This is a genomic window from Rhodoferax sp. SPJ4 (assembly GCF_058216275.1).
Window position 1 is genome coordinate 79,507 of the sequence record NZ_JBYZMN010000004.1, and the last position, 22,444, is coordinate 101,950.

The 22,444-nt window shown below is 67.7% G+C and carries 23 protein-coding genes; 11 read left to right on the top strand and 12 right to left on the bottom strand.

Going from position 1 to position 22,444, the window contains the following annotated elements; translation table 11 throughout:
* Window position 1: 1 nt before the first annotated feature.
* Complete coding sequence (locus AC4BAR_RS13510; protein ID WP_490628403.1) at window positions 2-943, bottom strand: PhoH family protein; 942 nt, start codon at window positions 941-943, stop codon at window positions 2-4.
* 26 nt (window positions 944-969) lie between these two features.
* On the opposite strand from AC4BAR_RS13510, the gene ruvA reads away from it, so the two are divergent.
* Both ruvA and ruvB read left to right on the top strand, forming a co-directional pair.
* Window positions 970-1,542 carry a Holliday junction branch migration protein RuvA gene (gene ruvA, locus AC4BAR_RS13515; protein ID WP_490628404.1) on the top strand — a complete coding sequence of 191 codons (573 nt, stop codon included), beginning with the start codon at window positions 970-972 and terminating at the stop codon, window positions 1,540-1,542.
* A gap of 178 nt (window positions 1,543-1,720) precedes the next feature.
* Window positions 1,721-2,779 carry a Holliday junction branch migration DNA helicase RuvB gene (gene ruvB, locus AC4BAR_RS13520; protein WP_490628405.1) on the top strand — a complete coding sequence of 353 codons (1,059 nt, stop codon included), beginning with the start codon at window positions 1,721-1,723 and terminating at the stop codon, window positions 2,777-2,779.
* A 5-nt stretch (window positions 2,780-2,784) separates the two neighbouring features.
* On the opposite strand, the gene AC4BAR_RS13525 is transcribed toward ruvB, so the two are convergent.
* The 6 genes from AC4BAR_RS13525 to AC4BAR_RS13550 all read right to left on the bottom strand — a co-directional run bounded on the left by AC4BAR_RS13525 (window position 2,785) and on the right by AC4BAR_RS13550 (window position 6,950).
* Window positions 2,785-3,492: a lysoplasmalogenase gene (locus AC4BAR_RS13525; RefSeq protein ID WP_490628406.1), complete on the bottom strand. Its 708-nt coding sequence runs from the start codon at window positions 3,490-3,492 to the stop codon at window positions 2,785-2,787.
* 65 nt (window positions 3,493-3,557) lie between these two features.
* Window positions 3,558-4,196, bottom strand: a complete 639-nt coding sequence (locus AC4BAR_RS13530; RefSeq protein ID WP_490628407.1) for a histidine phosphatase family protein — start codon at window positions 4,194-4,196, stop codon at window positions 3,558-3,560.
* 17 nt (window positions 4,197-4,213) lie between these two features.
* Window positions 4,214-4,804: a DUF4136 domain-containing protein gene (locus AC4BAR_RS13535; RefSeq protein WP_490628408.1), complete on the bottom strand. Its 591-nt coding sequence runs from the start codon at window positions 4,802-4,804 to the stop codon at window positions 4,214-4,216.
* 1 nt (window position 4,805) lies between these two features.
* Window positions 4,806-5,756, bottom strand: a complete 951-nt coding sequence (gene ttcA / locus AC4BAR_RS13540; RefSeq protein WP_490628409.1) for a tRNA 2-thiocytidine(32) synthetase TtcA — start codon at window positions 5,754-5,756, stop codon at window positions 4,806-4,808.
* A 16-nt stretch (window positions 5,757-5,772) separates the two neighbouring features.
* Window positions 5,773-6,144 carry a dihydroneopterin aldolase gene (locus tag AC4BAR_RS13545; protein ID WP_490628410.1) on the bottom strand — a complete coding sequence of 124 codons (372 nt, stop codon included), beginning with the start codon at window positions 6,142-6,144 and terminating at the stop codon, window positions 5,773-5,775.
* A 23-nt stretch (window positions 6,145-6,167) separates the two neighbouring features.
* Complete coding sequence (locus AC4BAR_RS13550) at window positions 6,168-6,950, bottom strand: SDR family oxidoreductase (RefSeq protein WP_490628411.1); 783 nt, start codon at window positions 6,948-6,950, stop codon at window positions 6,168-6,170.
* Window positions 6,951-6,988: 38 nt separating this feature from the next.
* Between AC4BAR_RS13550 and AC4BAR_RS13555 the strand changes: the two genes are divergently transcribed.
* Together AC4BAR_RS13555 and AC4BAR_RS13560 are read left to right on the top strand one after the other, a co-directional pair.
* Window positions 6,989-8,119 (top strand): class I SAM-dependent methyltransferase, encoded by a 1,131-nt coding sequence (locus AC4BAR_RS13555; protein WP_490628412.1) that lies wholly within the window; start codon window positions 6,989-6,991, stop codon window positions 8,117-8,119.
* A 34-nt stretch (window positions 8,120-8,153) separates the two neighbouring features.
* Window positions 8,154-8,348, top strand: a complete 195-nt coding sequence (locus AC4BAR_RS13560; RefSeq protein ID WP_490628413.1) for a DUF2905 domain-containing protein — start codon at window positions 8,154-8,156, stop codon at window positions 8,346-8,348.
* Here AC4BAR_RS13560 and AC4BAR_RS13565 read toward each other — a convergent pair whose 3' ends face one another.
* Genes AC4BAR_RS13565 through AC4BAR_RS13575 form a run of 3 tightly spaced genes read right to left on the bottom strand, consistent with a single transcriptional unit; the run spans window position 8,349 to window position 11,310 of the window.
* Window positions 8,349-9,584 carry a multifunctional CCA addition/repair protein gene (locus AC4BAR_RS13565; protein ID WP_490628414.1) on the bottom strand — a complete coding sequence of 412 codons (1,236 nt, stop codon included), beginning with the start codon at window positions 9,582-9,584 and terminating at the stop codon, window positions 8,349-8,351.
* A gap of 16 nt (window positions 9,585-9,600) precedes the next feature.
* The gene (locus AC4BAR_RS13570; protein WP_490628415.1) at window positions 9,601-10,308 is read right to left on the bottom strand and encodes a glutathione S-transferase family protein; all 708 of its coding nucleotides are present in this window, start codon (window positions 10,306-10,308) and stop codon (window positions 9,601-9,603) included.
* 45 nt (window positions 10,309-10,353) lie between these two features.
* Window positions 10,354-11,310 (bottom strand): complex I NDUFA9 subunit family protein, encoded by a 957-nt coding sequence (locus AC4BAR_RS13575; RefSeq protein ID WP_490628416.1) that lies wholly within the window; start codon window positions 11,308-11,310, stop codon window positions 10,354-10,356.
* A gap of 250 nt (window positions 11,311-11,560) precedes the next feature.
* Between AC4BAR_RS13575 and AC4BAR_RS13580 the strand changes: the two genes are divergently transcribed.
* Window positions 11,561-13,474 (top strand): galactose oxidase early set domain-containing protein, encoded by a 1,914-nt coding sequence (locus tag AC4BAR_RS13580; RefSeq protein ID WP_490628417.1) that lies wholly within the window; start codon window positions 11,561-11,563, stop codon window positions 13,472-13,474.
* 6 nt (window positions 13,475-13,480) lie between these two features.
* Here AC4BAR_RS13580 and AC4BAR_RS13585 read toward each other — a convergent pair whose 3' ends face one another.
* Complete coding sequence (locus tag AC4BAR_RS13585; RefSeq protein ID WP_490628418.1) at window positions 13,481-15,322, bottom strand: ABCB family ABC transporter ATP-binding protein/permease; 1,842 nt, start codon at window positions 15,320-15,322, stop codon at window positions 13,481-13,483.
* Between the two features lie 40 nt (window positions 15,323-15,362).
* On the opposite strand from AC4BAR_RS13585, the gene AC4BAR_RS13590 reads away from it, so the two are divergent.
* Entirely contained in the window at window positions 15,363-15,773 is a 411-nt protein-coding gene (locus tag AC4BAR_RS13590) for an acyl-CoA thioesterase (RefSeq protein ID WP_490628419.1), read from the top strand.
* Window positions 15,774-15,779: 6 nt separating this feature from the next.
* On the opposite strand, the gene AC4BAR_RS13595 is transcribed toward AC4BAR_RS13590, so the two are convergent.
* Window positions 15,780-16,604, bottom strand: a complete 825-nt coding sequence (locus AC4BAR_RS13595) for a crotonase/enoyl-CoA hydratase family protein (RefSeq protein ID WP_490628420.1) — start codon at window positions 16,602-16,604, stop codon at window positions 15,780-15,782.
* Window positions 16,605-16,806: 202 nt separating this feature from the next.
* On the opposite strand from AC4BAR_RS13595, the gene AC4BAR_RS13600 reads away from it, so the two are divergent.
* The 5 genes from AC4BAR_RS13600 (at window position 16,807) to AC4BAR_RS13620 (ending at window position 22,361) form a co-directional block, all read left to right on the top strand.
* A complete protein-coding gene (locus AC4BAR_RS13600) occupies window positions 16,807-17,682 on the top strand; it encodes a branched-chain amino acid ABC transporter permease (protein ID WP_490628421.1) in 876 nt (291 codons plus the stop codon).
* Entirely contained in the window at window positions 17,679-18,755 is a 1,077-nt protein-coding gene (locus AC4BAR_RS13605; RefSeq protein ID WP_490628422.1) for a branched-chain amino acid ABC transporter permease, read from the top strand. Before AC4BAR_RS13600 ends, AC4BAR_RS13605 begins: the two co-directional genes overlap by 4 nt.
* Before the next feature lie 114 nt (window positions 18,756-18,869).
* On the top strand, window positions 18,870-19,697 hold the full coding sequence (locus AC4BAR_RS13610) for an ABC transporter ATP-binding protein (protein WP_490628423.1): 828 nt from the start codon (window positions 18,870-18,872) through the stop codon (window positions 19,695-19,697).
* The gene (locus tag AC4BAR_RS13615; protein WP_490628424.1) at window positions 19,694-20,500 is read left to right on the top strand and encodes an ABC transporter ATP-binding protein; all 807 of its coding nucleotides are present in this window, start codon (window positions 19,694-19,696) and stop codon (window positions 20,498-20,500) included. Before AC4BAR_RS13610 ends, AC4BAR_RS13615 begins: the two co-directional genes overlap by 4 nt.
* A 4-nt stretch (window positions 20,501-20,504) precedes the next feature.
* The gene (locus AC4BAR_RS13620) at window positions 20,505-22,361 is read left to right on the top strand and encodes an AMP-dependent synthetase/ligase (protein ID WP_490628425.1); all 1,857 of its coding nucleotides are present in this window, start codon (window positions 20,505-20,507) and stop codon (window positions 22,359-22,361) included.
* Window positions 22,362-22,444 lie beyond the last annotated feature (83 nt).

Consider the following 22,444-nt stretch of genomic DNA (forward strand, 5'->3'; position numbering starts at 1 on the left):
CTCAGTCCACCCGGGTGCGCTGGGCGTCGTAAGCGTCGACGATGCGGGCCACCAGCGGGTGGCGCACCACGTCGGCGCTGGTGAAGCGGCAGATGGCGATGCCCTTGACCCGGCCCAGCACCCGCTCGGCGTCGATCAGGCCGCTGAGCTGGTCTTTGGGCAGGTCGATCTGGCTCACGTCGCCGGTGATCACCGCCTTGGCGCCAAAACCGATGCGGGTCAGGAACATCTTCATCTGCTCCGGCGTCGTGTTCTGCGCCTCGTCCAGGATCACAAAGGCGTTGTTCAGTGTGCGGCCGCGCATGAAGGCCAGCGGCGCAATCTCCAGCTGCTGGCGCTCAAAGGCCTTTTGCACCTTCTCGAAACCCATCAGGTCATAGAGCGCGTCGTACAACGGGCGCAGATAGGGGTCGACCTTTTGCGCCATGTCGCCGGGCAGAAAGCCCAGCCGTTCGCCGGCCTCCACCGCCGGCCGGGTCAACACGATGCGCTGCACCGCGCTGCGTTCCAGCGCGTCCACCGCACTGGCCACCGCCAAATAGGTTTTGCCCGTGCCGGCCGGGCCGATGCCCAGCGTGATGTCATTGCCGGCGATGTGGTCCAAATAGGCCGCCTGGTTGGGCGTGCGCGGCCGCAGGTCGCTGCGCCGGGTGGCCAGCGCCGGGCCGTCGCCATTGCCCACCACCAGCGGGCCGTCGCCCGCCAGCATCAGCTGCAGGGTGTAGGGCGGCACCGGCCGGCCGGCGATCTCGTACACCGCCTGCAGCACCTCCAGCGCCCGGGTGGCCTTGGCCTTCGGGCCATCGACCTTGAACTGCTCGTGGCGGTGGGCGATCTTCACCTCCAGCGCGTCCTCGATGGTGCGCAGGTGCTCGTCGGTGGTGCCGCACAGGTTGGCCAGCCGGGTGTTGTTGGGGGGCGAAAAGGTGTGTCTGAGAATCAAGCTGATAATCCCGCAAAAGGACAGCAATGATAGGCAGATTGAGCGGCATCCTCGGCGAGAAAAACCCGCCCCAGATCCTGGTGGACTGCCAGGGCGTGGGTTACGAGGTCGACGTGCCCATGAGCACCTTCTACAACCTGCCCGGCCTGGGCGAGAAAGTCACGCTGCTGACCCACATGGTGGTGCGCGAGGACGCCCAGCTGCTGTACGGTTTTGCCACCCACACCGAACGCCACGCCTTCCGCCAGTTGATCAAGATCTCCGGCATCGGCCCGCGCATGGCGCTGTCGGTGCTGTCGGGCATGGGCGTGGCCGAACTGGCCCAGGCCATCACCCAGCAGGAGGTGGGCCGGCTGGTCAAGGTGCCCGGCATCGGCAAGAAAACCGCTGAACGCCTGCTGCTGGAACTCAAGGGCAAGCTGGGCGCCGACATCGGCGCCCCGGTCAGCCTGGCCAGCGATGCCCAGGCCGACATCCTGCAGGCCCTGGTGGCCCTGGGCTACAGCGAAAAGGAAGCCGCCCAGGCCTTGAAGGCCTTGCCGGCCGATGTGGGCGTGAGCGACGGCATCAAGCTGGCGTTGAAGGCGTTGGCGAAATGACCATGCCCGCATCTGAACGCCGCGCAGCGAAGGGCCGCCCCGAGCAAGCGACGGCCCCCTCGGGGCTGAGTGCTGCGGCTCCAAGCCTGCCTGCGCAGGCTTGGACAGCACGAAGAGCCATCGCGTCTTGCGGAGGCACGTCCAGCGCAGTACACGAAGTGACAAGCGTGGGGGCACCATGACCATCAAGACCGACGATTTCGCGCCCGCGCCGGTATCCCGCGTGGTGTCGCCCGCCCCCACCTCGCCCAACGAGGAGGCGATCGAGCGGGCGCTGCGGCCCAAGCTGTTCGACGACTATGTGGGCCAGACCAAGGCCCGCGAGCAGCTGGAAATTTTCATCGGCGCGGCGCGCAAGCGCGAGGAGGCGCTGGACCATGTGCTGCTGTTCGGCCCACCCGGCCTGGGCAAGACCACGCTGTCGCACATCATTGCCCACGAGCTGGGCGTCAACCTGCGGCAGACCAGCGGCCCGGTGCTGGAAAAACCCAAGGACCTGGCGGCGCTGCTGACCAACCTCGAGAAGAACGACGTGTTGTTCATCGACGAGATCCACCGCCTCAGCCCGGTGGTGGAAGAAATCCTCTACCCCGCGCTGGAGGACTACCAGATCGACATCATGATCGGCGAGGGCCCGGCGGCGCGCAGCATCAAGCTGGACCTGCAGCCCTTCACGCTGGTGGGTGCGACCACCCGCGCCGGCATGCTGACCAACCCGCTGCGTGACCGCTTCGGCATCGTCGCCCGGCTGGAGTTCTACACCCCGCAGGAGCTGGCGCTGATCGTGGCACGCAGCGCGCGGCTGCTGAACGCCCCCATCGACTACGAGGGCGGCATGGAAATCGCCCGCCGCTCGCGTGGCACGCCGCGCATCGCCAACCGGCTGCTGCGCCGGGTGCGCGACTACGCCGACGTCAAGGGCACGGGCGAGATCACGCTGGACATGGCCAACCGCGCGCTGGCCATGCTGGACGTGGACCCACAAGGTTTTGACGTGATGGACCGCAAGCTGCTGGAGGCCGTGATCCACCGCTTCGACGGTGGCCCGGTGGGGCTGGACAACATCGCCGCCAGCATCGGTGAAGAGCGCGACACCATCGAGGACGTGATCGAGCCCTATCTGATCCAGCAAGGCTATTTGCAGCGCACGCCGCGTGGCCGCATCGCCACGCTGGCGGCCTACCGCCACCTGGGTGTGGTGCCGCCCAGCCAGATGGGCGACCTGCTGCCCGACTGAGGCCCTCAGGTGACGGGCGGCTGCGACGGCTGGGCGTGGCGCACGATCAGCCACTGCGCCAGGCCGTAGGTGAGCAGAATCCAGACCAACGCCAGCGGCAAAGGCTGCAGAAAGCGGTCGATGGCGATCAGCGTGTCGCTGAGCATGAAGATCGCCGCGCCCAGCGCCACGCCGCGCGCCGCCGGCGTCTTCAGCGACTGGGCCCTGCCGACGGCCTGCGCCACCATCAGGCCGATGGCGCCCACATAGGCGGCCACCGCCGTCCGCAGGGCCGGCTCGCGCAGCGGGCCCCACATCAGCGCATACATCGCCACGGCAATCGTCAGCACGCCCCACAGCGCGGCCCGGCTGGGAAACCAGGCCACCCCCCGGCGCAGCAGCGCGAGGTAGCACAAATGGGCCAGCAGGAAAGACGCCAGGCCGGGAATGAACAGGTCGCCCGGCAGCATCAAACACACATCGCCGCCCAGCGAGAACAGCAGGGCGGCCATCAGCCAGCCGGTGAAGCGGCGGTCCAGCCGGCCCTGGGCCTGCTGGCGGCGGGCACGCAGCACCACCCACAGCAACGCCACCGCCATCACCGCGGGTTTGCTCACCCAGTGCAGCAGGCCCAGCGGCCAGGCCCCGCTGACCGTGGCCACCGCGGCGGCCAGCAGCATCAGGGCCTGCAATGGCCAGAGCGGGGTGGCATCGTCGGGCGGGCGGTTTGTCATGGCCAAATTGTCGCCAGGCCGGGCACGCCGGCTGACATCGAGGTGACAGCGCCCGGCTGCCGCCCTCAGGTGCTGGACTCGTCGCGCACCGCGCCGTCCAGGTGGCGGGTGTCGGCCCAGCCCACCAGCGTCAGGCCGTCGGGCGTGGCCAGCAACCGGTTGATGGCGGCGTTGCCCAGCAGCCAGGTGCGGGGCGCCTGCAACTCCTGGCCGGTGGCGGCGCGGTACAGCAGGTCCATCACCCCACCATGGGCCACCACCATCACCTGGCCCTCGGTGTGGGGCGCGGTGAGGGCCTGTACCGTGGCCAGCACCCGCTCACGGAAAGCCAGCAGCGACTCGCCGCCGTCCGGCGCAAAACCCGGGTCGCGGCGGCGCCAGCGTTCGGCCTGGTCGGGCCACAGCGCACTGATCTCGTCAAAGGTCTTGCCCTCGAACTGGCCGAACACCCGCTCACGCAGGCCGGCATGGCGCACCAGCGGCGCGCCGGTGGCCCGGGCCACCGCGGCGGCGGTGTCGTGGGCGCGCGCCAGGTCGCTGGTGTAAATGGCGTCGATCGCCTCGTCGGCCAGGGCCAGGGCCAGCTGCTCGGCCTGCCAGCGGCCATGGTCGTTGAGGCCAATGTCCAAATGGCCCTGGATGCGGGTGTCGCGGTTCCACGCGGTTTCGCCGTGGCGCACCGCGATCAGTCGAAGGGCTTGCATGAAGGAGTGGGTGAGGGTCAGCGTGGCAGCTCGGCGTCCAGGTAACGCACGCCGCTGGGTGGCTTGGGAAAATCGCGCAACGCGGCGTCCAGCAACGCAGGCAGCACCCGCTCGGCCTGGCGCCAGTAGCCCTCGTGCACGGCACGGGTTTCAAACACCACCTTCTGGCTGGCCAGGTCGCGCAGCACCAGCGTCACCTCGTGGCGGTAGCGTGGTGCGCTCGGGAAAGCCGGTGCGTACAGCGGCACGCCGGGCCGCCAGTAAGGGCCCCAGCCATAGCGGGTGGGGGCCCAGAACTGGTCGTCCCAGCTGTTCAGTGACACCACGGTGCTGGCCACGCCCAGCCACAGGCTGTAGCGCGGGGCGTGCTCGTCGCGGTTCAGGCCCACCCGCGTCAGGGCCGCCTGGGCCATGACCTCGTGCAGGCCTTGGCGGGCCGCGTCGGCCTGCTGCGAGGGCAGCTGCTCGAAGCGGTAGCCGCCCAGCGGCGGTGCCGGCAGCGACGAAAAGGCCTGGACCTCGCTGTTGACCCGGGGGCTGGCACAGCCGGCCAGGCCACCGAGCCAGGCGGCCGCGGCCAGCAAGCACCAGAGGCCCAGGCGCCGCATCTCAGTCCCCGTCGCTGACCCGGTGCAGCGGAATGGCCTGCAGCGCTGGCAGGCCGCTGGGGCTGAAGCCGGGCCGCTCGTCGTCGGCGTCAAAGGCGCGGTCGCCATCGGGGTCGGGCACGCCGGTGGGCTGCAGGCCGGCAAAGTCGTGGCGGTTGCGGTCCATCAAATGCGAGGGCACGACGTTTTGCAGCGCGGTGAACATGCTCTCGATGCGGCCGGGGTGCTTCTTCTCCCACTCGCGCAGCATGGCCGCGACCTGCTTGCGCTGCAGGTTTTCCTGGCTGCCACACAGCGTGCAGGGGATGATGGGAAAAGCCTTGTGCTCGGCCCAGCGGCTCAGGTCTTTCTCGGCCACATAGGCCAGCGGGCGGATGACGATGTGGCGGCCGTCGTCGCTCACCAGCTTGGGTGGCATGCCCTTGAGCTTGCCACCAAAGAACATGTTGAGGAAAAAGGTCTGCAGCATGTCGTCGCGGTGGTGGCCCAGCGCGATCTTGGTCGCGCCCAGCTCGTCGGCCACCCGGTACAAAATGCCGCGGCGCAGCCGGCTGCACAGGCTGCACATGGTTTTGCCGGGCGCGATCTTGTCCTTGACGATGGAGTAGGTGTCCTGGTTCTCGATGTGGAAGGGCACACCCAGCTCGGTCAAATAGGCCGGCAGGATGTGCTCGGGAAAACCGGGCTGCTTCTGGTCGAGATTCACCACCACGATGCTGAAATCGATGGGCGCGCGGGCCTGCATCTTCAGCAAAATGTCCAGCATGCCGTAGCTGTCCTTGCCGCCGCTGAGGCAGACCATGACCTTGTCGCCTTCTTCGATCATGTTGAAGTCGACGATGGCCTGGCCCATCTGGCGGCACAGCCGCTTTTCCAGCTTGTGGGTTTCGCGCTCGATCTTGGCGCGCTGGCCCAGAGGCGGGGCTTCGGGCTCAATCCATACGGCGCTCATACAGTTTCCTTGGTGTTCACCATTGCCCGGACTCGACCCGGATGGCGACTTCGCAATCGGCAAAGATTTCCAGCTTGGCAATTTTCACCCGCACGCCCACCACGCCAGGCAATTGCATCAGCCGGTGGCTGAGCTTGCCGATCAGGCTTTCCAGCAAATTCACATGCTCGGCGGTGCACTCGTCGATGATGATTTGCCGCACCTTGCGGTAGTCCAGCACATGGCCGATGTCGTCGTCGCGTGGCAGCAAGGGCTGGGTGCCCAGGCTCAGCTCGGCGTCGACCTGGATGGGCTGCGGCGCCTGCCGCTCATGCGCCAGGATGCCCAGGTTGGCGTTGAAGCGCAAGCCCGACAGCGTGAGGATTTGGGTACCTTTTGAATTGAACATGGGGTTGGAAGATGAGCGTGCGCTCACATCACGGAAAAATCACGCTCGAATTTCATCAAATGCTGGCCGCCGTCCACCAGCAGCGTGGTACCGGTGATGGACTGGTTGTCCAGCGCAAAACGCACCGCGCCGGCCACGTCCTGCGGGGTGGACGAGCGGCCCAGCGGGCTGAGCTGGTGCAGGGCCTGGAACTGCGCGTCGCTGAGCATGTGGCTGGTCAGCGTCAGGCCCGGGGCCACGCCCACCACCCGCAGCCGGGGCGCCAGCGCCAGCGCCAGCAAGGTGTTGGCAGACTCCAGCGCGGCCTTGGACAGCGTGTAACTCAAGAAATCGGGGTTGGGGTTCCAGAGTTTCTGGTCCAGCAGATTCACCACCGCGCCGCGGGCCATCGCGGGGCCGTCGTCGCGGCCGGCCAAGTGCTGGTGCAGCGCCTGGGCCAACAGGATGGGCGCGCCGGTGTTGCCACGCAGGTGCTTGTCCAGCATGGCAAAGCTGAAGCTCTCGGCGGTGTCGTGCTCGAAGGTGGAAGCGCTGTTGACCAGTGCGTCCACCTGGCCCAGTTCGGCCAGCACCGCCGGCAGCAGGCTGCGCACCGCGGCCTCGTCGCTCAGGTCGGCGCCGAAGGCGGCCGCGCCCGGCGTCAGCGCCGCGCAGTCGGCCGCCGTTTGCAACGCCTCGTCGCGCGAACCCCGGTAATGCACGGCCACCCGCCAGCCGGCCGCGGCCAGCGTCAGCGCGATCTCGCGGCCCAGACGCTTGGCGGCGCCGGTGACCAGCACGGTGCGGGGCAGAACAGGGGTGGTCATGGGTGGGGAAGGGACGGGCCATCGGGGACAATGGCCGGGTGAGCAAAGACCACAGTTTAACGACCGCGCCCCCGCCAGGCACCCCGGCCCAGGACCTGTCCGAGCGGCTGGCCCAGCGCCTGCGCCAAAAAATCACCGCCGCCGGTGGCTGGCTGGGCTTTGATGCCTTCATGGCCGAGGCCTTGTATGCGCCCGGCCTGGGCTATTACGCCAACGGCCTGCGCAAGTTCGGCCAGCTGCCGTCGTCGGGCAGCGACTTCGTCACCGCGCCGGAACTCACGCCGCTGTTCGGCCAGACCCTGGCGGCCCAGGTGGGCGAGATGCTGGCCCACACCGGCACCGACGCGGTGTGGGAATTCGGCGCCGGCTCGGGCGCGCTGGCGCTGCAGCTGCTCGACACGTTGGGCGACGCGGTGCAGACCTACACCATCGTTGAGCTGTCGGCCAGCCTGCGCGAACGCCAGCAAACCACCCTGGCCGCCCATGCGGGCAAGCTGGTCTGGGCCGACGCCCTGCCCGAGCGCTTTGCCGGTGTGGTGGTGGGCAACGAGGTGCTGGACGCGATGCCGGTGCAGTTGCTGGCCCGGCTGGGCGGCGTCTGGCACGAGCGCGGCGTGGCGCTGCAGGATGGCGCATTCGCCTGGGCAGACCGCCCCACCGAGCTGCGGCCGCCGCTGGCGATTGCAGGTGAGCATGACTACGTCACCGAGATCCACCCCCAGGCCGAGGCCTTCATTGCCACGCTGGCCGACCGGCTGACAAAGGGTGCGGCGCTGTTCATCGACTACGGCTTTCCCGGGGCCGAGTACTTCCACCCGCAGCGCCACATGGGCACGCTGATTTGCCACCGCGCCCACCAGACCGACGCAGACCCGCTGAGCGCGCCGGGCCTCAAAGACATCACCGCGCACGTGAATTTCACCGGCCTGGCGCTGGCCGCCCAGGACGCCGGCCTGCCGGTGCTGGGCTACTGCAACCAGGCCCGCTTTCTGATGAACTGCGGCCTGCTGGACCGGCTGGTCGACGCCCCCCTGGCCGAGCGCGCGATGGCGCAAAAGCTGATGACAGAGCACGAGATGGGCGAGCTGTTCAAGGTGATGGGTTTCTTCAAGGGCGAGCCCTGGGAGCCGCTGGGCTTTGCCCAGGGCGACCGCACCCACACGCTGTGAACACCGCGGCGTCCAAGCCGGCGAGAATGGCCCCATGTTCCGCTGGCTCATCGTCACCTTCCTCGCGCTGCTGCTGATCAACGGCCTGTCGCCGTTGCTGGGCAAGTTCGGCTTTGGCAAGCTGCCCGGTGACTTTCGTTTCCGGCTGTTCGGCCGCGAGTGGTTCATCCCGCTGACCACCACCGTGCTGCTGAGCATGGCGGCGGCGGGCATTGCCAAGCTGCTCTAGCTAGTACCCCGCAGCCACCAGCGCTGCCAACCGGGCGGCCTGGATGCGTTCCCCCACCGCCTTGCCCGACAAACCCTCGGACTGGGCCTGGGCCGCCACCGCCGCGGTGGACACGGCCAAGGCCAGGTCCAGCACCTGGCGCAGCCGCTCCCGCTGGGGGTAGGCCGACTCGGCCAGCCCGCCCCGGCCCCGGGCGTCGCACTCGCAGGCCAGCAACACCTCGTCGAAGCGCGCCGGCTTGCGCAGCGCGTCGCAGCGCTCCAGCAGCCGCAGCAGCGCCGCCGCGCCGAAGCCGCCGCTGCCGTGGATGTGGCCGTGCTCACGCGCCACCACCTCGGCCAGTTCGCGGCAGTCGGTGGGCACACGCAGCCGTTCGCCCAGGCCCTTGAGCAACCGGGCGCTGCGCTCCTCGTGGCCGATGTGGCGTGGCCACTGGTCGGGCGGGGTGGTGCCCTTGCCGAGGTCGTGGCCCAGGCAGGCGTAGCGCACCGCCAGCGGGGCCTGCAGGCGGGCCGCCATGTCCAGCACCAGCATCAGGTGCACACCGGTGTCGACCTCGGGGTGGTGCTCGGCGCGCTGCGGCACGCCCCACAGCCGGTCCACCTCGGGCAGCAGCACCTGCAGCGCGCCGCAGTCGCGCAGCACGTCGAACATGCGCGAGGGCCGGGCTTCCATCAGGCCGCGGCTCAGCTCCTGCCAGACCCGCTCGGCCACCAGCGCATCGGCCTCGCCTGCTTGCACCATCTCACGCATCAGCGCCAGCGTCTCGGGCGCCACCGTGAACGCGGTGAAGCGGGCCGCAAAGCGGGCCACACGCAGGATGCGCACCGGGTCTTCGCGGAAGGCGTCTGTCACGTGGCGCAGGGTTTTGGCCTGCAGGTCGGCCTGGCCGCCATAGGGGTCGATCAGGCCTTCGCAGGGGCCAGCCTCGGCCGGCTGGGCCATGGCGTTGATGGTCAGGTCGCGCCGGGCCAGGTCTTGCTCCAGCGTGACCTCGGGCGAGGCCTGGACCGCAAAGCCCTTGTAGCCACGGGCGGTCTTGCGCTCGGTGCGGGCCAGCGCGTACTCCTCGTGGCTGCGCGGGTGCAAAAACACCGGGAAATCCTTGCCCACCGGCGTGTAGCCGGCCGCCACCATGGCCTCGGGCGTGGCGCCCACCACCACCCAGTCGTGGTCTTGCACCGGCAAGCCCAGACAGGCGTCACGCACCGCGCCCCCCACCCTGTAAATCTGCATCGCGAAAGTGTAGGGCTCAGCGGGCGCTGCGGTAGGGCTCGCCAAAAGCCACAAAGTCCTGCTCGGCCAGTGCGCCGGCCACCCAGTCGGCCACGCCGGGCAGGGCCAGCACCCGCTCGCAATAGGCCCCGATGTCGGCCGGCACCGGCAACGCATAGGTCTGGATGCGGGTGCAGACCGGCGCAAAAAACGCGTCGGTGATGCTGAACGCCCCACACAGCAGCGGCCCGTCGTGCGCGGCCAGCAGTTCGCCCCACAGCGCCACCACCCGCGCCACGTCCGCCCGCAGCGCCGGCTGCTCGGCCCACAGCCGCTCACCGACCTCGGGCAGGCGGGCTTCGATGTTCATCGGGCAGTGGCTGCGCAACGCGGCAAAGCCCGCATGCATCTCGGCGCAGGCGCTTCGGGCGCGGGCGCGGGCCACCGCGTCGGCGGGCCACAGCGCCCGCTCGGGGAAACGCTCGGCCAGGTACTCGGCGATCGCCAGCGAGTCCCAGACCACCAGCCCAACGCCGCCACCGGCGGGCGAGTTGTCGATCAGCACCGGCACCTTGCCGGCCGCGCTCAGCGCCCCCATGCGCTGCTTGAACTGCGAACCGGGCGTGAAAGCGTCGAAGCGCAGCAGCTCCTCGTCAAACGGGATGCCGGCCTGGCGCATCAGCACCCAGGGCCGCATGGACCAGGACGAGTAGTTCTTGTTGCCGATGACCAGACGCAAGCCCATGGAACACCTCCTTCGTCCGCGCCGGGGGGCGCGCTTTGACCGAATTTAAAACCGCCCGGCCGTCTTGCGCATGGCCAGCAGGCCGCTGCGCGGGCCGCGCCGGCCCAGGTAGCCGGGCGCCACCGCCCGCAGCGACTCGGGCGTGATGCCCAGCGCCTCCAGGCCCGCGGCCTGGCCACTGGCCACGTTGTCCACCTGCATGGAAGCCAGGTTGTCGCGGCTCATCAGCGGCTGGCCGGGCGCCAGCTCCATCAGCAGCGCCTGCAGCCAGCCCACCGCGCGCGGCAGCGGCCAGACCGGCCGGCCCCGGCCCTCGTTGACGCCGGCCAGCTGGCCCGACAGCTGCACCAGGGCTTTCAGCGTCAGCACCTCGGGGCCACAGGCTTCGTAGATCTGGTCCACGGTGGCGTCGTTCACCAAACAGCGCAGCACCGCCTCGGCCACGTCTTCCACCCACACCGGCTGGAACTTCGTGCCACTGCCGGCCAGCGGCAGCACCGGGGCCAGCTGCTGCAGGCTGGCGAACAAATTGGTGAATTTGTCTTCGGCACCAAAAATCACGCTGGGACGCAGCACGCTCAGGCGCAGGCCGGCGGCCCACAACACCGACTCGCCGGCGGCCTTGCTGCGCTGGTACATCGACGGGCCGGTGGCGGCCGCACCCAGGGCGCTGACATGGACCAGCCGGGTCACACCGGTGGCGGCGCAGGCTTGGGCCAGCTTGGTGGGCAGGTCCACATGGGCGCGCTGAAAGGCCGCCTCGTTGCCATGCAGGATGGCGATCAGGTTGACCACCGCGTCGTGGCCGGCCACCAGCCGGGTCAGCGCGGCCTGGTCGTGCACGTCGGCCTCCACCACCTGCAGCAGCGGCAGCATTTGCAGGTGTTTGGCGTTGCCGGCGCGGCGGGAGGGCACGGTCACCCGCCATTGTTGGCGGGCGAGCTTTTCGCAGACATGGCTGCCGACGAAACCGGAGCCGCCGAGGACGAGGATGTTTTTCATGGGGGCATTGTGCCCCCGCAAGGCCTGGCACAGGGCCGCCGCCTTCCGCGGCGAAACTTTGACATTGGCGTCACAAATGCACATCGCGGGCGTCCACGGCCGTCGCCCCGTTCGGTGGCGCACGGAGCGCCGGGCCGCCGGCTTTTTACATTGGGATGTGGCCGCTGTTCGTCCGTCAGGCTGCACCTGCGGCCCTCTTTGGCCTTGTCCCGCCTGTGGGCGCGCCCACCCTCCTCACCCGGTACCCCCCATGACCCACCCCTGCTGCTTCACCCGAAAACTGACCTGCCTGGCGGCGGCCACCATGGCCGGCGTCGCCTGGGGCCTGCCGCTGGCCGTGTGGGCCCAGGCGGCCCAGCCGCCGCCGGCCTCCGGGCCTGCGCCGGTCAAGACCGCGCGGGCCTGCCAGCCCGCCGATGTCGAGCAAAAGAAATACGACCAGGAAAAAGACCAACTGGGTCGCCGCCATGCAGACCAGCACCGCCAGAGCCGTGCGCGGCAGTGCGAGGTGGAGAAGGGGGTGCACAAGGTGCCGGCGGACGGGTGGGTGGTGTCGGCCGCCCAGTCCTTGCAGGACGACGAGCGCGCCAAGAAAGCGGCCTTCAAACGGAATGCGCCGGTCGGCTGGTGGCGCGCCACCCTGACCCAGGCACTGGCCTCGCTGACGGGCAGCCGGCCCGCCTTGGCCCAGGTTGCCGCCGACGACCCGCTGGTGGTGGGGCGCTGGAGCGCGCCCTTTGTGATTCCGGTGGTGGGCGTGACGGCCGTCGTGCTGCACACCGGCAAGGTCTTGTTCTGGTCCTATGACCCGGTGAACTACCACAACCCCGCCAAGTCACGCGATGGCGTGGGCCACGTCTGGGACCCGGTCACCCGGCTGGGCCACAACCTGCCGCCGCCAGAAAACCTCTGGTGTGCGGGCCAGACCATCCTGAGCGACGGGCGCGTCTTTGTGGCCGGTGGCAACCTGCGCTACCCCGACCCCAACGCCGCCCCGGGCTACGGCGGCTGGGCCGGGCCATTGAGCAGCTATACCTTCAACCCCACCGCCGAAACCTGGGCCCGGCAGCCCAACATGGTTCGCGGCCGCTGGTACCCCACGGTGACCCAGCTGGCCAACAACCGCGTGGTCATCACCAGCGGCATCGACGAGACCGGCTCCAACGCCATCAACAACGTCGTTGAAGTGTTCACGCCCGACACCAACATCGACGGCATCGGCCAGATCAATGCGGTGTCGGTGCACAACGCGTCGGGCCTGTACCCACTGCAGTTTCTGTTACCTTCCGGAAAAATGCTGGAAGCTGGCCCGGTGGCCTCCAGCAGTTTCCAGCTGGATCCGGCCACCTGGAACTGGGGCAATTTGCCGGCCATGACCAGCGACCACCAGTACCTGGGCAACGGCATTTCCTACACCGACGCGTCACGCACGGTGCCGCAGCAACGCATCATGGTGGCGGGCGGCTACGCCTATTCGGACACCCAGAACAAGCCACTGGCGGCCAACGAGTCGCTGGACGGCTTCAACCCCGCCGCGGGATGGACCCCATTTCCCGCGTGGCAAACACCCCGGCACAACGCCAACACCGTGCTGTTGCCCGATGGCAGCATGCTGACGGTGGGCGGCAACAAGGGGCTGTACGGCTATGAAGACCCGGTGTTCCAGTCCGAGCTGTACAGCACCTCCGCACTCGACCCCACCGGCAACTGGAAACCGGTGGCCAAACACGCGGTGCAGTCGGCCTACCACGGCACGGCCATTCTGTTGCCTGACGCCAGCGTGCTGCTGTCGCAGGACGACATGGACTATTCGGCCCAGGCCGCGTTCCAGCACAAGGCACAGGTCTACTCCCCGCCCTACCTGTTCAGAGGTCCACAACCCAAGATCACGGCGGCACCGTCCAGCGTGCGCTACGGCCAGTCGTTCGCGGTGAGCACCGACCGCGACGGCATGGTCAGCGCCGTGCTGGTGGCCCCGGCGGCCACCACCCATGGCAACGACATGCACCAGCGCGCCATCAAGCTGAAGGTGACGCCGGTGCTCAACGGTCTGACCGTCGCCGTGCCAAGCTCGAGTGCCCTGGTGCCACCGGGCTACTACATGCTGTTCGTCAGCGACGCGGCAGGCGTTCCGTCGGTGGCCCGGTTTGTGCGGGTGAGCTGAACCGGCTCAGTTGCCCGGCACGGTGTCGGCCGAGGCCTGCTGCATCTCCCACATGCGGGCGTAGCGGCCGCCCAGCGCCAGCAGCGCGTTGTGGGTGCCCCGCTCGACGATGCGGCCGGCGTCCATGACCAGGATTTCGTGGGCATCGACCACGGTGGACAGCCGATGGGCAATGACCAGCGTGGTCTTGTTCTCGGCCACGCTTTTCAACTCGGCCTGGATGGCGCGCTCGTTGGCCGAGTCCAGCGCCGAGGTGGCCTCGTCGAAGATCAGCACCGGCGGGTTTTTCAGCAGCGTGCGGGCGATCGCCACCCGCTGTTTCTCGCCACCCGACAGCTTGAGGCCACGCTCGCCCACCATGGTGTCGTAACCCTTGGGCGTGGCACTGATGAAGCCATGGATGTGGGCCGAGCGGGCGGCCTCCTCCACCTCGGCCCGGCCGGCACCGGGGCGACCGTAGGCGATGTTGTATTCCACCGTGTCGTTGAACAACACCGTGTCCTGCGGCACGATGCCGATGGCCTGGCGCACGCTGCTCTGGGTGACCTGCTGCAGGTCTTGGCCGTCGATCAGGATGCGGCCCCGCTGCACGTCGTAAAAGCGGAACAGCAGCCGCGACAGCGTGGATTTGCCTGCGCCCGACGGGCCCACCACCGCCACCGTCTTGCCGGGCGGGATGGTGAAACTCACGTCGTGCAAGATCGGTCGGGAGGGCTCGTAGGCAAAACTCACTTGCTCGAAGCGCACCTCGGGCGAAGCCCCCAGGCGCAGCGGCTGGGCGCCCGGACGGTCGTCGATCTCGCGCTCTTTTTCCATCAGCGTGAACATCTTTTCCAGGTCGGTCAGGCTTTGCTTGATCTCGCGGTACAGCACACCCAGAAAGCCCAGCGGAATGTAGAGCTGGATCATGAAGGCGTTGATCATCACCAGGTCGCCCAACGTCATGCGGCCGTCGACCACGCCCAGTGTGGCGCGGTACAGCATGGCCACCAGGCTGATGGCGATGATGAGCTGCTGGCCGGTGTTGAGCATGGACAGCGTGGTCTGGCTCTTGATGGCGGCCTTGCGGTAGCGCGCCAGGTTCTCGTCGTAGCGGCGGGCCTCGAAGTCCTCGTTGTTGAAGTACTTGACCGTCTCGTAGTTCAGCAGCGAGTCGATGGCGCGGCTGTGGGCCGACGAGTCCAGCTCGTTCATCTGCTTGCGGAACTTGGTGCGCCATTCGGTCACGGTGACGGTGAAGGCCACGTAGAACACCAGCGCGATGATGGTGATCCAGGCAAACCAGACGTCGAACTTCACCGCCAGCAGCGTCAGCACCAGCGTGACCTCGATCAGCGTGGGAATGATGCTGTACAGCGAGTAGCTGATCAGCGAATGCACGCCGCGGGTGCCACGCTCGATATCGCGTGTCATGCCGCCGGTCTGGCGCTCCAGGTGGAAACGCAGGCTCAGGGCGTGCAGGTGGCGGAACACCTTGAGCGAGATGCTGCGCGCCGCGCCCTCGGTGGCCTTGGCAAACACCAGCTCGCGCAGTTCGGTGAACAGCGAGGTGGACAAGCGCAGCAGGCCATAGGCCACCAGCAGCGCCACCGGCACCACCAGCACCGCCTGCAGGTCGCCGGGCTTGAAGCTCATGGTGTCGACCAGGTTCTTCAGCAGCAGGGGCACGCCCACGTTGGCCACTTTGGCGCCCACCATGAAGGCCAGCGCGGCCATCACCCGCCACTTGTACTGCCACAGGTAGGGAAACAGCCGCTGCAGCGTTTGCCAGTCGGTGTGGGTGCGGGGCGGCGCGGGGGGCGCGCCGGGAAAGGAGGCGTGGGGGCTGGATTCGCCGCTGCGGCGCATGGGAGACAATCGGAGTGGTTATTTTGACGAGATTGTGCCCATGTCCAACAACCCCTGCGCGCCCGTGTCACTGCCCACCGACAAAGACCTGGTGCTCAAGGTCATCCCCATGCCAGCCGACTGCAACGCCAACGGCGACATCTTCGGTGGCTGGGTCATGGCCCAGGTCGACCTGGCCGGTGCGGTGATGGCGGCCCGCGCCGTCAAGGGCCGCATGGCCACGGTGGCGGTGAACCAGTTCATCTTCAAGCAGCCGGTGCGGGTGGGCGACATCCTGAGCTTTTTCTCCCATGTCTCGCGGGTAGGCAACACCTCGATCACGGTGCAGGTGGAGGTGTTCGCCGAGCGCTTTCAGACTCAGGGCAGCTACATCAAGGTCACCGAGGCCTCGCTGACCTATGTGGCGATCGACGACAGCGGCAAACCCCGGCCCATCGCCAAGAACGGCTGACGCCGCTCAGTCCGGCCCGAAGCGGCCATGCCGGCCCTCGCCCGCGCTGAAGCGGGCGGCACCGGCAAAGGCGTCGGGCAAACAGGCCTTGCCGGCCTCCCATTCCTGCTGCAGTGCGGCTTCCAGTGGCAGGTCCCACTGGCGGTGGGCGCTCAGGCGGTCGGCCCGCATCGTGGGCTGCGGGAATTTGCACAGCTGCTGGGCCAGGGCCAGCGCCGCCTCGCGTGCGCTGCCTTTGGCCACCACCCGGTTCGCCAGGCCCATGGCCAGCGCCTCGGCGGCCTCGACCTTGCGGCCGGTGAGGATCAGGTCCATCGCATGGCCCATGCCGATCAGCCGGGGCAGGCGCACCGTGCCGCCGTCGATCAGCGGCACACCGAAACGCCGACAGTAGACGCCGAAGTAGGCGTCTTCCTCCATCACCCGCAGGTCACACCACAGCGCCAGCTCCATACCACCGGCCACCGCCGCGCCGCTGATGGCGGCGATCACCGGCTTGGACAGCAGCAAACGGGAAGGCCCCATGGGCCCCAAAGAACCCACAGGCGACACCGCGGATTCGTCGGCACCGAAGTTGAGTTGGCTCAGCACCTCGTGCGCGCTGCCGGGCGCCTGGGCGGCCAGCCGGGCCCCATGCTGCAAGTCCCAGCCGGCGCAGAAATGGCCGTTCGCGCCATGGAACACCGCCACGCGGGCCTCGGGGTCGGCGTCAAAGGCCACAAAGGCCTGGTACAGCGCGCGGGCGGTGTCGCCGTCGACCGCGTTGCGCACCTCGGGCCGGTCCAGCGTGACCACGGTGACCTGGCCTTCGCGGCTGACATGAACGCTCATGGGCATCTCCAGAAAAGAGGCGTTGACAGGCGCACCGGGCCGGTGCGATTTCCCTGCCAATCTAACGGGTTTTACCCCCCGCCACCGAGGCGGTGACGCATGGATGACAGCCCATCGGGTACACCCTGAGCACAAGCCACAGGCAGGCAGGTATAACCCAGCGACTGCCTCAGCGCAGCAACCCAACAAGGACGGAGACAGCGTGCAGTTTGTGCAGTTGGTGATCAGCGGTGTGGCCCAAGGCTGCATCTACGGCCTGATCGCGCTCGGGTTTGTGCTGATCTACAAGGCCACCGAAACGGTGAGCTTTGCCCAGGGCGACCTGATGATGCTGGGCGCGTTCTGCGGCTTGGCTTTCATGACCTTCATGGGCATGCCGTTCTGGCTGTCGGTGCTCAGCGCGATCGTGGCCATGGCGGCCTTCGGTGTGGCGCTGGAGCGGCTGGTGATCCGGCCCATCCTCGGCCAGCCGGCGTTCTCGGTGGTGATGCTGACGATTGGCATCGGCTACGTGGCGCGCGGGCTGATCACCATGATCCCCGGCATCGGCACCGACACCCACACCCTGCCCGTGCCCTACAAGGACCAGATCTGGAATGTGGGCCCCTTGGTGCTCAACGTGGAGCAGATGGCGGTGATCGCCACCACCGTGGTGCTGTGCCTGGTGCTGTTTGCGATGTTCAAGTACAGCAAGCTGGGCGTGGCCATGCAGGCCTCGTCGCAGAACCAGCTGGCGGCCTACTACATGGGCATTCCGGTGAAACGCATCAACGGCCTGGTCTGGGGACTGGCGGCGGCGGTGGCGGCGATCGCCGGCCTGTTGCTGGCACCCATCACCTTTGTGCACGCCAACATGGGCTTCATCGGCCTGAAGGCTTTCCCGGCGGCGGTGGTGGGCGGCTTCGGCAGCCTGCCCGGCGCCATCGTCGGCGGGCTGGTGATCGGCATCGTGGAATCGCTGTCCGGCTTCTATTTGCCCGATGGCTTCAAGGACACCGCACCCTACATCGTGGTGCTGGTGATGCTGATGGTCAAACCCAACGGCTTGTTCGGCGAGAAACTGCGGAAAAAAGTATGAGGTTTCTCTTCAAAACCGACTACGGCCAGGACCTGAACCTGGCCAAACACGGCGGCCATGTGTTCTGGTATGGCGCGCTGGGGCTGTTGCTGCTGGCCGCGCCCTGGCTGTTTGCCGAGTACTGGCTGGCCCAGCTGACCTTTGTGCTGATTTATTCCATCGTCGGCCTGGGGCTGATGCTGCTGGCCGGCTACACCGGGCTGTTCTCGCTGGGCCACGCGGCCTTTCTGGGCGTGGGTGCGTACACCCAGGCGGTGCTGACCAACGCCGGCTGGCCCTTCCCGGTGGCGCTGGGCTGTGCGGCCGTGCTGTCGGCGCTGGTGGGTCTGGTGGTGGGGCTGCCGGCGCTGCGGGTGAAAGGCATCTACCTGGGCATTGCCACGCTGGCCTTTGGCTTCATCGTCGAGGAAGGTTTTGCGCGCTGGGAGTCGGTGACCGGGGGCAACGCCGGCATCCACATCAAGGTACCGGTGCTGTTCGGTTTCAAGCTCGATTCGGGCGAGGGCTTTTACTTCCTGTGCCTGGCCATCACCGTGGCCGCCACGCTGGCCATTCTGAACCTGCTGCGCTCCCCCACCGGCCGGGCCTTTGTGGCCATCCGTGACTCGGAAATTTCGGCGCAAAGCATGGGCATCCACCTGGCCCGCTACAAAACGCTGTCGTTCGCGCTGTCGGCCGGGCTGGCCGGCATTGGCGGGGCGCTGTATGCCCACAAGCTGCAGTTCATCAGCCCCGATCAGTTCAACATCCTGCAGTCGATTGACCTGCTGCTGATGATCGTCATCGGTGGTGTGGGCTCGGTGCACGGGGCTTTTCTGGGCGCCATCTTCCTCATCACCATGCCACAGCTGATTTCGCTCAGCAAGGACTTCCTGCCCGATGCCATCGGCCAGGCGCCCGGCCTGCAGGCGGTGGTGTATGGCTCGGTGCTGATTGCCTTTGTGCTGTTCGAGCCGCTGGGCTTGTACGGCCGCTGGCTCAAGGTGCGCACCTATTTGCAGCTGTTCCCGTTCTACCGCCAGGGCATGTTCAAGCGGCAAAAGAGCTTCCAAAAGTCGGATCGTCTGAAATGATGAACGTGTACCCCCACGCTCCCCACTTCGTGTGGTTTGCTTCCCCCCGAGGGGGCCGTGCCTTGCTTGGGGCGGCCCGGCGCTGCGGCCTTTCCTTGCACACCGCGAACAGCCATGAGTGACCTACTGCTTTCCGCCCAGAACCTCAGCGTGCGCTTCGGCGGCGTGCTGGCGGTGAACCAGGTCAGCTTCGACGTCCGGCGCGGCGAGGTATTCACGCTGATCGGCCCCAACGGTGCCGGCAAGACCACGGTGTTCAACCTGATCAGCCGCATCTACACGCCCACCACCGGCACCATCGCCTGGCATGGCGGCACGGCGCCCCTGGTGTTGACCGACCAGGCACCGCACACCGTGGCCGGCCTGGGCATTGCCCGTACCTTTCAGAACATCGAGCTGTTCGAGCACGCCACGGTGCTGCACAACCTGCTGATCGGCCGCCACACCCACCGCCGCACCGGCTGGGTCAAGGACATGCTGTTCACCGGCCAGGTGCGGCAGGCCGAATTGCTGGCCCGCGAGAAGGCCGAGCAGGTGATCGACTTCCTCGACCTGCAACACCACCGCGACTCCATGGTGGCCGGCCTGCCCTATGGGGTGCGCAAGGTGGTGGAGCTGGCGCGGGCGCTGTGCACCGAGCCGAAATTGCTGCTGCTCGACGAACCTTCGTCCGGCCTGAACGTGGAAGAAACCGACGACATGGCCTTCTGGATCCAGGACATCCAGGCCGAGCTGGGCATCACCGTGCTGATGGTGGAGCACGACATGTCGCTGGTGTCCAAGGTCTCCGACCGGGTGCTGGCGATGAACCAGGGCGAGGTGCTGGCGCTGGGCTCACCCCGCGAGGTGCAGACCGACGCGCGGGTGATCGAGGCCTATCTGGGCACGGTGGACGACGTGTCCTCGCTGCGCCGGCCGGCGACCGTGGGGGCCACGCGATGAGCGCCGTGCCCGCCACCAGCCCCGCCGCCGACGACGGCGTGGTGCTGAAGCTGATGAATGTGGAGAGCGCCTACGGCCCCATCAAGGCCATCCGCGGCGCCAGCCTGCAGGTGCGGCGCGGCGAGATCGCCACCGTGCTGGGCTCCAACGGCGCCGGCAAGACCACCATCCTCAAAACCATCTCCGGCATCATCGACCCCAGCCGCGGCAGCATCACTTTCCAGGGCCAGGACATCACCGCTCAGGACCCGGCGCGCATCGTGCAGCAGGGCCTGTCGCATGTGCCCGAAGGCCGCGAGGTGTTTCCGCTGCTGAGTGTGCGCGACAACCTTCTGATGGGCGCCTACACCCGCAAAGACCGCGACGGCGTGGCCCGCGACATCGAGACGGTGTTCGGCTACTTCCCCATCCTGAAGGAGCGTGCCGCCCAGGACGCCGGCCTGCTGTCGGGCGGCCAGCAGCAGATGCTGGCCATCAGCCGCGCGCTGATGGCCGCGCCCGACCTGATCTTGCTCGACGAGCCCAGCCTGGGCCTTTCCCCGAAGCTGACCAAGGAGATCTTCGAGATCGTGGTGCGCATCAACCGTGAGCGCGGCACCACCATGCTGCTGGTGGAGCAAAACGCCAACATGGCACTCAACGCCTCGGACTACGGCTATGTGCTGGAGAACGGCCGCATCGTGATGGAAGACAGCTGTGCCGTGCTGCGCGAGAAAGACGACATCAAAGAGTTTTACCTCGGCCTGAAAGAAGCCGGCCAGCGCGGTGAGCGGCGCTGGAAGAAGAAGAAGAACTGGAGATAAGCCGATGTCTGTGCTTTGGGATCTCAGCCATGTCCAACCTGCCACCGGCATCGCCATGCCGGGCGACACCATCCCCGCCATCTTCTGGAACGCGGTGGCCCAGCGCGGCGACAAGGTCTGGCTGCGGCAGAAGGAGCTGGGCATCTGGCACAGCCTGAGCTGGCGGCAGACCGGTGACGCGGTGCGCGAAATCGGCCACGGCCTGCTGGCGCTGGGCTTCGAGGCCGGGCAATGCGCGTCCATCCAGTCCAACACCGTCATCGACTGGGTGCTGGCCGACCTGGCGGTGCTGAGCTGCGGCGGCGTGTCCAACGGCATCTACCCCACCGACGCACCGGCCCAGACGCATTACCTGTGCGACGACTCGGCCACCCGCATCCTGTTCGTGGAAAACGATGAGCAGCTCGACAAGGCGCTGGAGGTGCGCGACCGCCTGCCGCTGCTGCGCCACATCGTGGTGTTTGACATGACCGGCCTGCGCGCGCTCAACGACCCCATGGTGATCAGCCTGGCCGAGCTGCGCCGCCGTGGCTGCGAACACCTGGCCAGCCGCCCGGCGGCGCTGGACGCGCGGGTCAAGGCCTGCCGGCCAGGCGACCTGGCCATCCTGGTCTACACCTCGGGCACCACCGGCAAACCCAAGGGCGCGATGCACAGCCATGGCGGCCTGGTCTACACCGCGCACGGCTACAACACCTTGGTGGCCCAGGGCGAAGACGACGAGCGCATGTGTTTCCTGCCGCTGTGCCACATCGCCGAGCGCATGGGCGGCGAGTACCACGCGCTCTACACCGGCGCCAAACTCAACTTCGTCGAGAACCCGGAAACCGTGCCAGAAAACGTGCGCGAGATCGCGCCCACGGTGTTCACCGCCGTGCCCCGGGTCTGGGAGAAGTTCTACTCCGGCGTGATGATCGCGCTCAAGGAATCGGGCCGGCTGCAGCAGGCCGCCTACGGCTGGAGCATTGGCGTGGGCGGCCGCATCGCCGACCTGGTGCTGGCCAAGCAACCGGTGGGGGGGCTGCTGAAGCTGCAGTTCCACCTGGCGCGCTGGCTGGCGCTGAACAACGTGCGCAAGCTCATCGGCATCCACCGCGCGCGGCTGCTGGTGACCGGCGCGGCGCCGATTTCGCCCGAGCTGATCCGCTGGTACCTGGCGCTGGGCGTGCCCATGCTGGAGGTCTGGGGCATGACCGAGTCTTGTGGTGCCTCCACCGGCGTGCCCGCCAGTGGCATCAAGCCCGGCTCCATCGGCCCGGCCGCGGCCTACAACGAGGTCAAGCTGGACCCGGTCACCAGCGAGATCATGGTGCGCGGCCCGAATGTCTTCATGGGCTATCTGAACCAGCGCGAAAAAACCGCCGAAACCATCGATTCGGAGGGCTGGCTGCACACCGGCGACGTGGGCGTGGTCGATGCTGACGGCTATTTCAAGATCACCGACCGGATGAAGGACATCATCATCACCGCCGGCGGCAAGAACATCACCCCCAGCGAGCTGGAGAACGAGCTGAAGTTCTCGCCCTACATCACCGACGCGGTGGTGATCGGCGACAAGCGCGCCTACCTGACGGCCATCGTGATGATCGACCAGGACAACGTGGAGAAGTACGCGCAAGACCACGACGTGCCTTTCTCCAACTACGCCAGCCTGACCCGTTCGCCCGAGGTGCAGGCGCTGATCCAGGCCGAGCTGGACCGGGTCAATGCCCAGTTCGCTCGGGTCGAACAGATCAAGAAGTTTTTCCTGCTCGACACCCAGCTCTCGGCCGAAGACGAGGAGCTGACGCCGACCATGAAACTCAAGCGCGCGCTGGTGCAGAAGAAGTACGCGCCGCAGATCGAGGCCATGTACCGCTGATCGCCCCACACCCGCCAAGGCCATGGCGCCCACCCCCTAGGGTTAGTGCCCTGTCTGGCCGAAAAACCGCACCGTATAACCCG